The organism is Oceanibacterium hippocampi (assembly GCF_900172325.1).
Taxonomy (GTDB): domain Bacteria; phylum Pseudomonadota; class Alphaproteobacteria; order Sneathiellales; family Sneathiellaceae; genus Oceanibacterium; species Oceanibacterium hippocampi.
On sequence record NZ_FWFR01000003.1, the window covers coordinates 474,695 to 488,801 of the forward strand.

11 protein-coding genes are annotated in these 14,107 nt (G+C 66.6%); 8 read left to right on the forward strand and 3 right to left on the reverse strand.

The genetic code is table 11. The features are described 5' to 3' along the window. Positions 1–65 precede the first annotated feature (65 nt). On the forward strand, positions 66–716 hold the full coding sequence (locus OCH7691_RS17535; RefSeq protein ID WP_085884878.1) for a class II aldolase/adducin family protein: 651 nt from the start codon (positions 66–68) through the stop codon (positions 714–716). Positions 717–900: 184 nt separating this feature from the next. Continuing rightward, entirely contained in the window at positions 901–3,858 is a 2,958-nt protein-coding gene (locus OCH7691_RS17540) for a PAS domain-containing protein (protein WP_176245142.1), read from the forward strand. Positions 3,859–3,876: 18 nt separating this feature from the next. Here OCH7691_RS17540 and OCH7691_RS17545 read toward each other — a convergent pair whose 3' ends face one another. Next, positions 3,877–4,344, reverse strand: a complete 468-nt coding sequence (locus tag OCH7691_RS17545; protein ID WP_085884880.1) for a GNAT family N-acetyltransferase — start codon at positions 4,342–4,344, stop codon at positions 3,877–3,879. Between the two features lie 165 nt (positions 4,345–4,509). On the opposite strand from OCH7691_RS17545, the gene OCH7691_RS17550 reads away from it, so the two are divergent. Further along, a complete protein-coding gene (locus OCH7691_RS17550) occupies positions 4,510–6,063 on the forward strand; it encodes a long-chain-fatty-acid--CoA ligase (RefSeq protein WP_085884881.1) in 1,554 nt (517 codons plus the stop codon). A 21-nt stretch (positions 6,064–6,084) separates the two neighbouring features. Here OCH7691_RS17550 and OCH7691_RS17555 read toward each other — a convergent pair whose 3' ends face one another. Beyond that, positions 6,085–7,632 carry an acyl-CoA carboxylase subunit beta gene (locus OCH7691_RS17555; protein ID WP_085884882.1) on the reverse strand — a complete coding sequence of 516 codons (1,548 nt, stop codon included), beginning with the start codon at positions 7,630–7,632 and terminating at the stop codon, positions 6,085–6,087. A 162-nt stretch (positions 7,633–7,794) separates the two neighbouring features. Between OCH7691_RS17555 and OCH7691_RS17560 the strand changes: the two genes are divergently transcribed. From OCH7691_RS17560 to OCH7691_RS17570, 3 genes are all read left to right on the forward strand, one after another. Continuing rightward, a complete protein-coding gene (locus OCH7691_RS17560) occupies positions 7,795–9,072 on the forward strand; it encodes an NAD(P)/FAD-dependent oxidoreductase (RefSeq protein ID WP_085884883.1) in 1,278 nt (425 codons plus the stop codon). Between the two features lie 252 nt (positions 9,073–9,324). Next, entirely contained in the window at positions 9,325–10,074 is a 750-nt protein-coding gene (locus OCH7691_RS23865; protein WP_085884884.1) for a response regulator, read from the forward strand. 4 nt (positions 10,075–10,078) lie between these two features. Continuing rightward, positions 10,079–10,861, forward strand: coding sequence for an SDR family NAD(P)-dependent oxidoreductase (locus tag OCH7691_RS17570; RefSeq protein WP_085884885.1), 783 nt, complete (start codon positions 10,079–10,081; stop codon positions 10,859–10,861). Positions 10,862–10,868: 7 nt separating this feature from the next. On the opposite strand, the gene OCH7691_RS17575 is transcribed toward OCH7691_RS17570, so the two are convergent. Then, positions 10,869–12,041, reverse strand: a complete 1,173-nt coding sequence (locus OCH7691_RS17575; protein WP_085884886.1) for an SAM-dependent methyltransferase — start codon at positions 12,039–12,041, stop codon at positions 10,869–10,871. A gap of 217 nt (positions 12,042–12,258) precedes the next feature. On the opposite strand from OCH7691_RS17575, the gene OCH7691_RS17580 reads away from it, so the two are divergent. Both OCH7691_RS17580 and OCH7691_RS17585 read left to right on the forward strand, forming a co-directional pair. Next, complete coding sequence (locus OCH7691_RS17580) at positions 12,259–13,146, forward strand: alpha/beta hydrolase (protein ID WP_085884887.1); 888 nt, start codon at positions 12,259–12,261, stop codon at positions 13,144–13,146. Positions 13,147–13,259: 113 nt separating this feature from the next. Further along, entirely contained in the window at positions 13,260–14,051 is a 792-nt protein-coding gene (locus tag OCH7691_RS17585) for a hydroxyacylglutathione hydrolase (RefSeq protein ID WP_085884888.1), read from the forward strand. The last annotated feature ends 56 nt before the right edge of the window (positions 14,052–14,107 follow it).

The window sequence follows — 14,107 nt, forward strand, 5'->3', positions numbered from 1 at the left end:
AGATCGACGGGCACAGGCGGAAAAGCTGCGGAAACAACGGGTAGACACGGAGAAATCGAGCGGACATGAACGAACGGGAATTGCGCGACGAGTTGATCGCAACGGTACGATGCTTCAACCCGCTGGGGATCAATCAGGGCACCTCCGGCAATGCCAGCGTCCGCAGCGGCGACGGCATCCTGATCACCCCCTCCGGGCTTGCCTATGACCAGCTTGATCCGGCCGATATCGTGCATATGCGCTTTGACGGCAGTTTCAGCGTACCGCGGCAAGGACGGAAGCCGTCGAGCGAGTGGCGTTTTCACCTCGACCTGCTGCGCGAACGGCCGGACCTGAACGCCATCGTCCATACCCACGGCGTCTCGGTGACCACGCTGGCCTGTCTCGGCCGCGGCATTCCGGCGGTGCATTACATGATCGCGCTGGCCGGCGGCAACGACATCCGCTGCGCTCCCTATGCGACATTCGGGACCCAGGAACTGTCCGACCACGCGCTCGCCGCGATGCGAGACCGGAAGGCCTGCCTGCTGGCCAATCACGGCCTGATCGCGGGCGGCACCAGCCTCGCCAAGGCCCTGGCGCTGGCGGTCGAGGTCGAAACGCTCGCCGAGATCTATTGGCGGGCCCTGCAGATCGGCGAACCGGTCATCCTGTCCGACACCGAGATCGCGGCGGTCGCGGAGAAATTAGCCGCCGGCTATGGCAGCGCCGACTGAACGTCCGGGAAGATCGAGACACCTGGCCGCCGCGCGCCCTGACGAATGCGGTAGCCGAATATTCCTTAAGCTGGCAATATCGCGAAAATGAGTATCGACTGAGCACTTTAATCACGTCGCTGCCGTTCCAGCTCGAGGCGTCTCACGTATCATGTTCGCTCCCGGTCATCTTGGCAAACATGGTATGTTTGCGTTCGAGCCGTCGAGCGGCCGTCCGATCTGGTCGGTCGAGCTTTTCGAGCTCCTCGGGTTCACGCCGGCCCCCGCGCCTCCCGCTCTCCGCCAGCTTCTGAAGCGCCTCGACAGCAGCGACCGCGCCGCCGCGATCACGCTGCTTCGCGCCCTGCGGCGGGGCGAGATCCCGGAAGAGCGCGTATTCTCCTGGCGAGAACGGACGGGCGCCCCCTTGCGGCTGGTCGTACGTCCGGCTTCCCGGGCCGGACCGTCCGAAACCGGCTTCCCGATCAGCGGGATCGTGCAGGTCATCGGAGCATCCGGCGCCCGGCCGCCAGAGACGTTGACCGGCGTACTCGACCGCCACGGCCGGGAAGGCGTTCTCGTGCATCGCGACTTGAAGCCGTTGCATGCGAATGCCGCGGCGGCGCGCTATCTGGGCCTGGGCACGCCCGACGATATCCTCGCCATGGCCTCCGTCGCCGAACTGTTTCCGGCCGATGCTCGTGCCGCGATGTCGACAGGCGAGACCATGTTCGACGTCGAGATACTGGGCAGCGACGGCGATCCGGTTCTGCTGGAATGCGCCCGTCACGAGGTCGATTGGCCCGGCGGACCGGCCACGCTGTTGCTGTTGCGCGATGTCTCCCGGCGGCGCGCGGCCGAGCGCGCCATGGCCGCGACCGAGGCCCGGCTTGGCGACTTCGCCGAAGCCGCTTCCGACTGGTTGTGGGAGACCGATGCGGACCTGCGGTTGCGCTTTGTCTCGCTGAAGAGGAAGGGCAAGGATTCCGGCCTGGCCCGGCTTCTCGGCCTCAATCCCTGGGAACTGCCCGGCGCCAATGTCGACGATCCCGCGTGGCAGCGCCACCAGAGCGACATTAAGGCGAGACGGCAGTTCCGGAATTTCCGCTTCGCCTACCGCGATGCCAAGGACCGATGGCGCCATGGCGAGGTGAGCGGCAAACCCTGTTTCGACGAGGCCGGGCGGTTCATCGGCTATCGGGGTGCCGGCCGGGATATCACGCTTCGGGTCCTGGCCGAGGAGAAACGAGACGACCAGCGCCTGCTCCTTCAGACGGTCCTCGACGCGGTGCCGATGATCATCACGCTGAAGGATACCGGCAACCGCGTGGTCTACCATAATCGCTACGCGGTCGATCATTATGGCCTTACCGGTCGGGACGTCATCGGCAAGACGCCCTTCGATCTGTTCCCTGAGGATTTCGCCCGCGCCGTCGTCGCGCATGACCGGGAGGTGATCGACAGCGGCGATAGCCGGAAATTCTTCGAAGCCGAGCTCGTGCTCGAGGACAAGGTCATCCAGACGCTTTCCAACAAGATCCCGCTGCGCAACGAGGCTGGCGAGACCACCGGGATCCTGACCATCGCCATCGACATCTCCGACTGGAAGACGGCCCTGGCCGAGCTCGAACTCAGCGAGAAGGCCCTACGGAAGCAGGCCGCGATGCTCGAGAACACGCTCGAAAACATCGATCAGGGGCTGCTGGTACTGGATGCCCGGCAACGCATCCTGCTGATCAATCAGCGGGCGCGGGTATTGTTCGCCCTGCCCGAGGGGGCCGCTTTGCCCGGCAAGCCGCTGCTGGACGGCCTGGCCAGCGAAATCGGCACCAATCTCCACCTGATCCGTGAAGCCTCCTCGGAACTGCCGGATGCCGGCGGCGAAGGCGACGTCACCCCGGGGCATACGACGAGCGTCCTGCCCGGCGGCACCATCGTCGAAGTCGGCGTCAATCAGGGCGCCGATGGCGGCAGTGTCATCACCATCACGGACATAACCGGACGACGGGCCTTGCAGGAGCAGGTGCGCCAGCTCCAGAAAATGGAGGCGGTCGGTCATCTGACCGGTGGAATCGCCCACGAGTTCAACAATCTGCTCGCCGTCATCGTCGGCAACCTGGAACTGATCGAACACGATCTCACCACGTCCGACAATCGCGCGAGCCGCATGGCCAAAGTGTTCGGCGCAATCGAACGCGGCGCCGAACTGACTCAGCGCCTGCTTGCCTTCTCGCGGCGCCAGACCCTGACGCCGCGCAATGCGGATACCGGGATGCTGCTGGCCGACATGGCCGAATGGATCCGTCGCGCGGTCGGCCCGGGTGTCGAGGTCTCCGTCGACTGCGTTCCGGGGATCTGGCCGCTTCGCGTCGATGTCGATCAACTCGAACAGGCCGTCATCAACATCGCGCTGAACGCCCGCGATGCGATGAACGGCACCGGCCGCTTCCGGATCCAGGCCGAGAACACGCGCCTCGATCAGGAATTCGCCGAATCGCACGCCGATACACGGCCCGGCGACTACGTCTGCCTTACCTTCAGCGACACCGGCCGCGGCATGTCGCACGCCGTTCGCGACCGCGCCTTCGACCCCTTCTTCACGACCAAGGAAGTCGGCCAGGGCACCGGGCTCGGCCTGTCCATGGTCTATGGATTCGTGAAGCAGTCGGGTGGCGATGTGCAGATCGACAGCACGCCCGGCGAAGGGACAAGCTTCCGCCTTTATCTGCCGCGCGCCTGGGACCGCGTCTTCCCGGGTTCCGGCGAGGACCGCATGTCGGGCCAGCCGACCGCGCGGCGGAAGCATGTTCTCGTCGCGTCGGACGATCGGGAATTCGGACGCAGCATGGCGGACATCCTCGACGGCCTAGGCTATCACGTCACCGCCGCCGACAGCGCTGCGAACGCGCTCCACATCGCCGGCGACAGCGAGACCATCGACCTGCTCATCGCCGACCTGCATATCCGGGGAACCCCGGACGGCCCGGCACTCGCCCGCGAAATCGCCGCGCACCAGCCCGGTATCGCGGTCATCTTCATATCCGGCCGGCCCGATCTTGATGGCGGGATCGACAGCCACGCAACGGTCTTCCTGAAGCGGCCGCTTCGCGCCGAAACCGTGGCGCGCGCCGTCCGCAAGGCACTCGGCGAGCGCGGGATCTAGGATCGGCCCACCGACCGCTCAGAGCGTCCGGGACAGGCGCGGCAGGAACCGGCCCGGAATCGCGGTCGAGACCGCCACCCCGCAGCGCGTCATGCCACCACGTTCATAGAATCCCGCCGCATGCGGATCGGCGTCGACCACAAGCCTCCGCATCCCCGCCCGACGGGCCCGCGCGATCAGGTCGCGCCACAGCAGGCCGCCGAGGCCGCGGCCGATCCATTCGGGCGCGACGAAGAAGTTCTCGATCACGCCGTCGGACGGCTCGCCGCCAAGCTGATAGAAGCCGGCCCGCAGATCGCCGGCAACGGCCAGACGGAAATCACCGGCTGCAACCTCGTCCGGGGTGAAGCTCAGCACCGTCCGGCAGGCCTCCATGAAGGACGGGTCGTAGCCCCAGTATGCCTTGGACCGAAAGGCGATATCACCCAGGAGGCCGGCTTCGGAGGGCACGGCATCCCGGAACTCGAATTGCTCAGTATCGGTCATCGCGCGAGCGGCCCCTTCAAGGATGCAGCCTGTTCGAATCTCGCGGGCAAGATCCGGCCCCGTCAAGCCCTCAGGGCGACCGCGCTGCGCGCATTCGGGACTTGCCATGCCGGGGCGGCTGCGGCCAGTCTCGACGCAAAGAAGGGCGAAACGGGGGATAATGCGATGACGGCGGCATTGACGGTGGCGGAAGTGACGCGGCGACACGCCGCCGACCGGGGCGGGCAGACGGCGCTCGTTTTCGGCGATCGGGCGACCGACTTCGCGACCCTCGATCGCCTCGCCAGCCAGATCGCCAACGGCCTGATCGCCGCCAGGCTCCAGGCCCAGGCGCGGGTTGCCGTGCTCGCCAGGAACAGCGACAGCTATCTCGAGATCATGTTCGGATGCGCCAAGGCGAACTGCGTCCTGGTGCCGGTCAACTGGCGCCTCGCCCCTCCCGAAATCGCCTTCATCATCCAGGACGCCGATACCGAGTTCCTGTTCGTCGGACCGGAGTTCGAATCCATCCTGGCGGTTCTCGAGGAGGCAGGCCGCCTGCCCGCCCACGTCGTTCGTCTGGCGGAGAGCGGCGAGAGCCGCTACCGGCCTTGGCGCGACCGGCAATCCCCCGCCGATCCGGGCCTAGTTCCGGCTGCGGACGACGTCGTCATGCAGCTCTATACCAGCGGTACGACCGGTCATCCGAAAGGCGCGCAACTCACCAACGGCAACGTCCTGGGCGATCTCGACGTCTGCATCCGGAACTGGGACACCCGGCCCGGCGAGGATGTGACGGTTGTCGTCATGCCGCTGTTCCACATCGCCGGCATCGGCTGGGCGCTTCACCTTCTCGCCATCGGCGGGACCTGTGTCGTGCTGCCCGATGTCGAGCCGAAGGCAATCCTCGACGCCATCGCCCGACACCGGGTCACCACGACGATCCTCGTGCCGGCGGTGATCCTGATGGTCCTGCAGGATCCGGAAAGCCGGCGTACGGACTTTTCTAGCCTGCGCAGCCTGTTCTACGGTGCCTCGCCGATCCCGCTCGACTTGCTGCGCCGGGCCATGCAGGTGATCGGCTGCCAGTTCATCCAGCTTTACGGCCTGACCGAGACAACCGGGGCGATTACCTATCTGGCACCCGGGGATCACGACCCGGAAGGGACGGCCCGGATGCGCTCCTGCGGCCGCGAGATGGAACCCGGCACGGTTCGCGTGGTCGATGCCGAGGGCAACGATGTCGCGCCGGGCGAAGTCGGCGAAGTGATCTATCGCGGCACACGGCTGATGAAGGGCTACTGGAACCTGCCCCAGGCCGATGCCGCGGCGATCCGCGACGGCTGGTTCCATTCCGGCGATGCCGGCTACGTCGACCCGGACGGCTATGTCTACATCCATGACCGGGTCAAGGACATGATCGTCTCGGGTGGCGAGAACGTCTATCCGGCGGAAGTCGAAAGCGCGCTCTTTGGCCATCCGGACATCGCCGACGTCGCCGTCATCGGCGTTCCGGACGAACGCTGGGGGGAGACGGTCAAGGCGATCGTCGTGCCGGCTCCGGGCACCTCGCCGAGCGAGGCCGATATCATCGATTTCGCGCGCGGCCGGATCGCCGGCTTCAAGCTGCCGAAATCGGTCGATTTCGTCGACGCCCTGCCGCGCAACCCGTCCGGCAAGATTCTCAAGCGGGAACTGCGCAGGCCCTACTGGGAGAACCGGGAGCGCCAGGTCAACTGATCCGCTGCCGCCTTCCTGCTTTCAGGGCCGCATGCCGAAGCGGCTCGGCCCCGGACGGCGGAGTGGCGCCGCCAGGTTGGCGAACTCGCACAGAAGCGGCCGGGTATCGCGAGGATCGATGATCTCCTCGACCGAGAAATGCTCGGCCGAGCGGAAGGGTGAGCGGACCTTGTTGAGACGATCCTCTATTTCCGACCGGAGCGCGACCGGATCGTCGGCCGCGGCCAGATCGGCCTTGTAGGCCGCCTCGAGCCCGCCTTCGACCGGCAATGAACCCCAGTCGCCGCTCGGCCAGGCATAGCGGAATCGGCACCGTGCGGCATTCGTATGGGCGGCACCGGCGACCCCGAAGGCCTTTCTCACCACGACCGAGCACCAGGGGACGGTCGCCTGGTAGATCGCGGACAGGGCCCGGGCGCCGTGGCGGATCGTCGCCGCCTGCTCCGACGCGGTGCCGATCAGGAACCCAGGACAATCGACCAGGTGGACGACCGGCAGGTGGAAGGTCTCCGCCATGTCGACGAAGCGGGTGATCTTGTGCGAGGCCGCAGCCGTCCACGCGCCGCCGTAGTGGGACGGCTCGCCGGCCATGACCGCGACCGGCCAGCCGTCGAGACGGGCAAGGCCGGTAATGATCGAACGACCCCAGCGCCGCCCGATCTCGAAGAAGCTGTCGCGGTCGAAGACGGCGTCCAGGATCGGCCGCATCCTGTAGATCTTCCGCCGGTTGCGCGGGATCGCGTCGATCAGGCTGGCATCGCGGCGGCCGGCATCGTCGCTCACCGGCCGGCGCGGCGGCAGTTCGTCGACCGATCGCGGCATGTAGGAGAGAAAGCGTCGCGCCGCCTGGATCGCCTCGTCCTCGGTCGCGACCTCGTCATCGATGGCACCGTTGCGGGTATGGATGGCACTGCCGCCGAGGCCTTCCTTGTCGACGGTCTCGCCGGCACCGGCAACGACCGGCGGACCGGCGACGAAAAGCTGCGACAATCCCTTCACCATGACCGAATAGTGGCTGCTGACCGCCCGCGCGGCGCCGAGCCCGGCGACCGGACCCAGGGCCAGCGAAACCACGGGCACGGTCGCCATGTTGGCGACCACCCATTCCCAGGCCGGGTTGGCGGGAAGGTAGGTGTAGCCTTCGATCTCGATGCTCTTCACGGAGCCACCGCCACCCGTGCCTTCGATCAGACGGACGATCGGCAGGCGATATTCGTTGGCCATCTGCTCGGCCGCGCCCTGCTTGCCGCGGATCGAGGCGTCGGAGGCGCCGCCGCGAACGGTGAAGTCGTCGCCGGCGACGACGATCGGCCGACCATCGACAAGACCACGGCCGAACACGAAATTGGCCGGCATGAAGTCTGCAATCTCGCCCGCCGGGTCATAGGTGGCGCGTCCGGCCAGGGCGCCGACCTCATGAAAGCTGCCGGGATCGAGGAGCCGATCGATCCGTTCCCGCACGGTCAACCGCCCGGCATCGTACTGGCGCTTGACCTTGTCGGCCCCGCCCATCCGGCGGGCCAGCGCCTCGCGACGGCGCAGTTCCTCGATATCCGCTTCCCAGCTCACCGCTTCCTCCCCGACGTCCGGAGTTCCCGCATCCGGTCCGCAGAGTGCAGCACGAGGAAGCGGCGCGGACCACCGGAAATGATGCAAAGGCGCTGTTCCAGCCCCTCACCGCCATGATATGTGCGAACCTGGCCTCGCATCCTGACCAATGGAACCTGAGCGATGATTGCCGAGCATCCGCCTTCCTACTACGCGGCGACCGCCAATCGAACGACCCGCCACGCGTCGCTCGACGGCACGGCCGAGGCCGATGTCTGCATCGTCGGCGGCGGCTATACCGGCCTGTCGGCGGCGCTCCATCTGGCCGAACGGGGCTATGACGTCGTCCTTCTGGAAGCGGAGCGGATCGGCTGGGGCGCCTCGGGACGGAACGGCGGCCAGGTCGGCAGCGGCCAGCGCAAGGAACAGGATGCGCTGGAGAAGATGGTCGGGCGCGACGATGCGCGGCGGCTCTGGCAGCTCGCCGAAGACGCCAAGGCACTGGTCAAGGACCTGATCCGCCGCCACGACATCGCCTGCGACCTGAAGCCGGGCGTGATCCACGCCGCGCACAACGCCAGGCTCGCGGAAGAGCTGAAACACTATGCCGAGTTCCTGCAACGGCATTACGACTATCCGCATGTCCGCGCGCTCGACCGCCGGGAGGTCGCCGAGGCGGTCGGCAGCGACGTCTATTTCGGCGGCTCAGTCGATCTCGACGCTGCCCACCTGCATCCGTTGAACTACGCCCTCGGCCTCGCGGACGCGGCCAGCGCCGCCGGCGCCCGCCTGCACGAGGGAAGCCGGGTGATTCGCCGGACCGCCGACGGGCCGATCCGGGTCGAGACGGCGACCGGCAGCGTTGCCGCGCGCCACCTGATCTTGGCCTGCAACGGCTACCTGGGAAACCTGGAGCCGGGACTGGCCGGCCACATCATGCCGATCAACAATTTCATCATCGCGACCGAACCGCTCGCCGAGGCCAAAGGCGGCCGGATCCTCGGCGCCGACATGGCGGTCGCCGACACCAAGTTCGTGATCGACTATTTCCGGCTGTCCGCCGACAAGCGGCTGCTGTTCGGTGGCGGCGAGACCTACACGTCCCGCTTTCCCGACGATATCGCCGGGTTCGTCCGGAAATACATGCTCAGGGTCTTTCCCGGGCTTTCCGGGGCGGCGATCGACTATGCCTGGGGCGGCACCCTCGCGGTCACCATGGAGCGGATGCCGCACTTCACGCGGCTCGCCCACGATGTCTATTCCGCGCAGGGCTTTTCCGGACACGGCGTGGCAATGGCCACGCTCGCCGGCAAGGTGATCGCCGATGCGGTTGCCGGCACCGCGGAAAGCTTCGATGTCTTCGCCCGCGTTCCGCTGTCGCGATTCCCGGGCGGCAGGCTGTTGCGGCAACCGCTGCTGATCCTCGGCATGCTCTACTACTCGCTGCGCGACCGCCTCTGAACCGGCGCATTGCACCACCCCCTTGGCGCGAGATGGATGACATTCATTCAATCTCGGGGGATAGTATGTGCATGAGGTTTCCCTGCCCACGCCGTCACGGCAAGGAACGACGTCAATCGGGGCCGCGTTTGCTTGACGACGACAAACTCCACACGGCCCGACCAGGACGGCCGCGCACCGGGCTCAGACACCGCCGTGCCTGAAACGCTCGACGATTCCCTCGAACCTGTCCTCGCCAAAGCCATCTCGGGCATGGCTCAGGGCCTGGCGATCTGGCACGGCAGTCTGCGGTTCCGGACGCGCAACCGCGCGTTCCCGGTCGCGGAAGCGGCGGAGTTGGGAATCGATCACCCAGTTGATTATGTTGAGCTTGCGCTCAGCGATTCCGGGGTCGGCATTCCGGATGACGCGCTGGAGCATGTGTTCGAACCCTTCTTTACCACAAAGGACATCGGCAAGGGTTCGGGAGTCGGACTTTCCAGGGTCTACGGTTTCGTCCAGCAATCGAAAGGAACGATCTCGATTGCCAGCCGCCGGGAAGCCGGAACCACTGTCTGTATCCGACTGCCGCGAAGCGAAAAGGATTCCATGATAGAGAGAACGCCGGCATCCACCGCTGAACAGGGTGAGAATGAAATGATCCTTGTGGTCGAGGACGAACCCGACGTCCGCGCGACGACCGTCGCGCTCCTGCGTATTCTCGGCTACCGCTCGATCGAGGCTGAATCCGGCGCCCAGGCGATCGAGGTTCTGTCGGGTCGGCAGGATGTCGATATCCTGATTTCCGATATCGGCCTGCCCGGTGGCATGGACGGCCGGGAACTGGCGGAAGCCGCCCGGAAGCTGCGCCCGACACTGCCGATCCTGTTGATTTCCGGCCATGCCGCCGCCCATTACGAGGACGGCGCGACCCTGCCGGCGCGGATGCAGCTTCTCGAGAAGCCGTTCCGCAAGAACCAGCTCGGTGACGCGATCAGGTCTCTCATCGATTCGAAGGACTAGCGCCATGACCCGCACCGACCCCGGAATTGCCTGGATCACCGGTGCGAGTTACGGAATAGGCCGGGCGGTCGCCCTCAGGCTCGCGGCCGACGGCTGGCGCGTCGCCGCATCGGCTCGCAGCGCCGATGCCCTGAAGACGCTTGGCGACGAGGCCGGAAGGCTTCCGGGCAGCATCGCCGCCTATCCGCTTGATCTCACCGACGGGCCGGCGATCGCCGCGACGGTCGCGCGGATTCGCTCGGACCTCGGCCCGATCGACCAGGCGATCCTGAACGCGGGCAGCCACGAGCCCACGGGCATCGATCCGTTCGAGACAGAGATCTTCGAACGGCTGATCCGCCTCAACCTGCTCGGCACGGTTCACTGCGTCGACGCGCTGTTGCCCGCGATGCGCGAACGCGGTCGTGGCCGGATCGCCGTTGTCGCCTCCGTCGTCGGCTATGGCGGGCTTCCCGGAGCCGCCGCCTACGGAATGACGAAGGCCGGCCTGATCAACATGTGCCAGGCGCTTCGTCCCGAACTCGAACGCGCCGGCATCATCCTCCAGATCGTCAATCCGGGCTTCGTCCGTACGCCGCTGACCGACCGCAACGACTTCCCCATGCCCATGCTGATGGAGGTAGAGGACGCGGCCGAGGCATTTGTCCGCGGTCTCGCGAGCGATCGCTTCGAGATCGTCTTTCCGCGCCGGTTTGCATTCCTGATGAAGTTGCTCGGCATCCTCCCCTACCCGCTTTTCTTCGCTGCAACCCGTCGCATGCTGCGCAAGCCGGGCAAGCGGGACTAGCGACGCCTCAGGGACGGCCGAGAGCAATCTGCCGGACATCGATCCGGCCGTTCCGGAAGCCTGCCTCGCAATAGGCAAGATAGTAGCGCCACAGGCGCCGGAAACGCTCGTCGAACCCCATGGCCAGCAGTTCCGGCCAGGCGCGTTCGAAGCGCCCGCTCCATTGCGCGAGGGTCGCCGCGTAATCGTGGGCAAAGCCGCTGTCACCCACATAGCTCAGCCCGGCGCGGGCGACCTCCGCGCGGATCGCCGCCGGCGAGGGCAGCATGCCGCCCGGGAAAATGTGGCGCTGGACGAAGTCGGTGCCCTTCCGGTAGCCGTCATAGAGGTGGTCGGCGATGGTGATCACCTGCATCGCGGCCCGCCCGCCGGGACGCAGCGACATGCGCATCTTGTCGAAGAATTGCGGCCAGTAGGCCTCGCCCACCGCCTCGAACATCTCGATCGAGGCAATCCGGTCGTAGGCTCCCTCGACATCGCGGTAATCGCGCTTCTCGACGGCGACGCGCTCGTTCAGGCCGGCCCGGAAAATCCGTTCGGCGGCATATTCGTACTGTGCGTCGGAAATCGTGATCGCCGTGATGCGGGCGCCGATCCGCGACGCGGCGAATTCCGCGAAGCCGCCCCAGCCGCAGCCGATCTCGAGCACGTGATGGCCGTCGCGGATATCGGCGGCCTCGGCGATGCGCCGATACTTTGCCGCCTGGGCGTCGCCGAGCGCCATGTCGGGCGCCTCGAACACGGCCGACGAATAGGTCATGCTGTCGTCAAGCCAGCGGCGGTAGAACTCGTTGCCGAGATCGTAGTGCGCCCGGATGTTGCGCCGGGCGCCACGCGGGGTGTTCGCATGCAGGGCGTGATAGATCCATCTGCCGACACGGTAGAGGCGCGAGCCCTCCATTTCGTCACGCCAGCCGCCCATGTTCCGGGCCAGCAGATCGAGCAGCGCGCGGAGATCGGGAGTGTCGCATTCCCGGGCGATATAGGCTTCGGCAAAGCCGACACTGCCACCGCTCATGAGCCGGCGATAGAAGCGCGGGCTGTCGATATGCAGTGTTGCTCCCGGTCCCGGCTCAGCCCCCTCGAACCGTCGCCAGCTGCCATCCGGCAGACGAACGCGGAGGCTGCCGCACCGAATTCGGCTGCCGAGCCGATCCAGAAGATAGCTGGATGCTGTCATGGCGCGCGTCGGCTCCCTGTTGCCCGGCGGCAGGGCGGCGCCGGTCCGCGCTCGAAAATCTAGCGGCAACGCACCGCATCGACTAGTCAGACTACGCTGATTGCAGAAGAATGGATCGCCAGCCGACCGGCGATCACGCCGGCACCAGGCAATACCGATACAGCGCGCTGCCACCGCCGCGCTGATCCGCTTTTCCGGATGGAGCGTAAGCCGTAGCATGACGATCCTTCGCCTGCGTCCGCTGATCCCGGCAGTCCTCGCCTTCGCCCTCCTCCTGTCGGCCTGCTCGCCGCTCGGGATGCTCGACGCGATCGTGCCGAACGAGGGCTACCGGCTGGAAACCGGCATCGCCTATGGCGACGGACCGAGGCGGAAACTCGACCTCTACCATCCGGTCGCCGGTGATTCGGACACGGTGATCATTTTCTTCTACGGCGGCAGCTGGAAGCGGGGCGAACGCGCCGACTACCGTTTCGTCGGCCAGGCCCTCGCCGCTGCCGGATTTACCGTGGTCATTCCCGACTACCGGCTCTATCCCGAGGTGCGCTTCCCGGCCTTCATGGATGACGCGGCCAGGGCGGTCGCCTGGACCCGGCGCCACCTTGTCGCGACGGGCCGGGATCCGGATCGGATCGTGCTCGCCGGACATTCCGCCGGGGCGCACATCGCCGCCCTCCTGGCCCTCAACCCGCGCTACCTCGCGGCCGAGGCAGTGCCGCGGACCGCGATCGCCGGCCTTGTCGGGCTGGCTGGCCCGTATGCCTCCTACATGCAGGACTACGATTCGGTGAAAGCGGTCTTCGCCGGCATCCCGAAGGACGGCAGCCGCCCCTACGATTTCGTCAACGCCGAGGCGCCGCCGACGCTGCTGCTGCACGGCACCGGCGACGACACGGTCTATCCGCAGAATTCCGAGGAACTGGCGAAGGCACTCCGGGCGCTCGGCGTGCCCGTCGTATACCGCCCGATCGCCGATATCGGCCATGCGCGCATCCTCATGGACATCGCCGAACCGTTCCGTAACGACCGGACCTTCGCCGCCATCGTCGACTTTGCCGGCAACAGCGGACCGCGCCTCGCTTCCGGCGCCCGCGTCGGCGACTGAGGCCGGGCGCGGGGCGCCGGACTATCGTCCCGGCCTGGCCGGCGGACTGTACGGTCGGAACGCGAACGCCTAGACTGTCGCCAAGCAATCCGCAATTTCCGAGGAGCCCGCGCGTGATCGTCGAGCAGATCTGGACCGGCAACGCCTACCGCAATTTCAACTATCTGATCGTCTGCCCGGAAACCGGCGAGGCACTGGCCATCGACCCGCTCGACCACAAGAAGTGCCTGGCCGTGGCGAAGGAGAAGGGCTGGACGATCCGCCAGGTTCTGAACACCCACGAGCATGGCGATCATATCGGCGGCAACAAGCCGGTTATCGCCGCGACGGACGCCAAGCTTCTCGCCCACAGGAATGCCCGGGACAAGATCCCCGGGATCGATCGCGGCCTCTCGGCCGGCGACATCATCAAGGTCGGCAAGACCGTCGAGATCGAGGCCCTGGACACGCCGGGCCACACGATGAGCCATGTCTGCCTGCTCAGCCATACCGACCAGCCGGCCCTGATCTGCGGCGACACGCTGTTCAATGCCGGCGCCGGAAACTGTCACAACGGCGGCCATCCGAACGAGCTGTACGACACCTTCGCCAACCAGATCAGCAAGCTCGCCGACAACACGCTGGTCTACCCGGGGCACGAATACCTGGCCAACAATCTCCAGTTCACGCTCGACCGGGAACCGGACAATGCCCGCGCGAAGACGCTGCTGGCCGAGGCCGAGACCCAGGACCCGGAAAAGGCGCTGGTGACCACTCTGGCGCTGGAAAAGGAAATCAATACCTTCCTGCGGCTGCGAAACCCGGGCGTCATCGCCAGGATCCGGGAATCCTTTCCCGACCTGCCGGACGCCCCCGACCCGCGCACCGTTTTCGTCAAGCTGCGCGAACTCCGGAACAGCTGGTAAGCGTGCAGGCCCGGGCGGCGGACGGCAGCCTCCGGGCCCGCCCCGCCGGGCTTGAT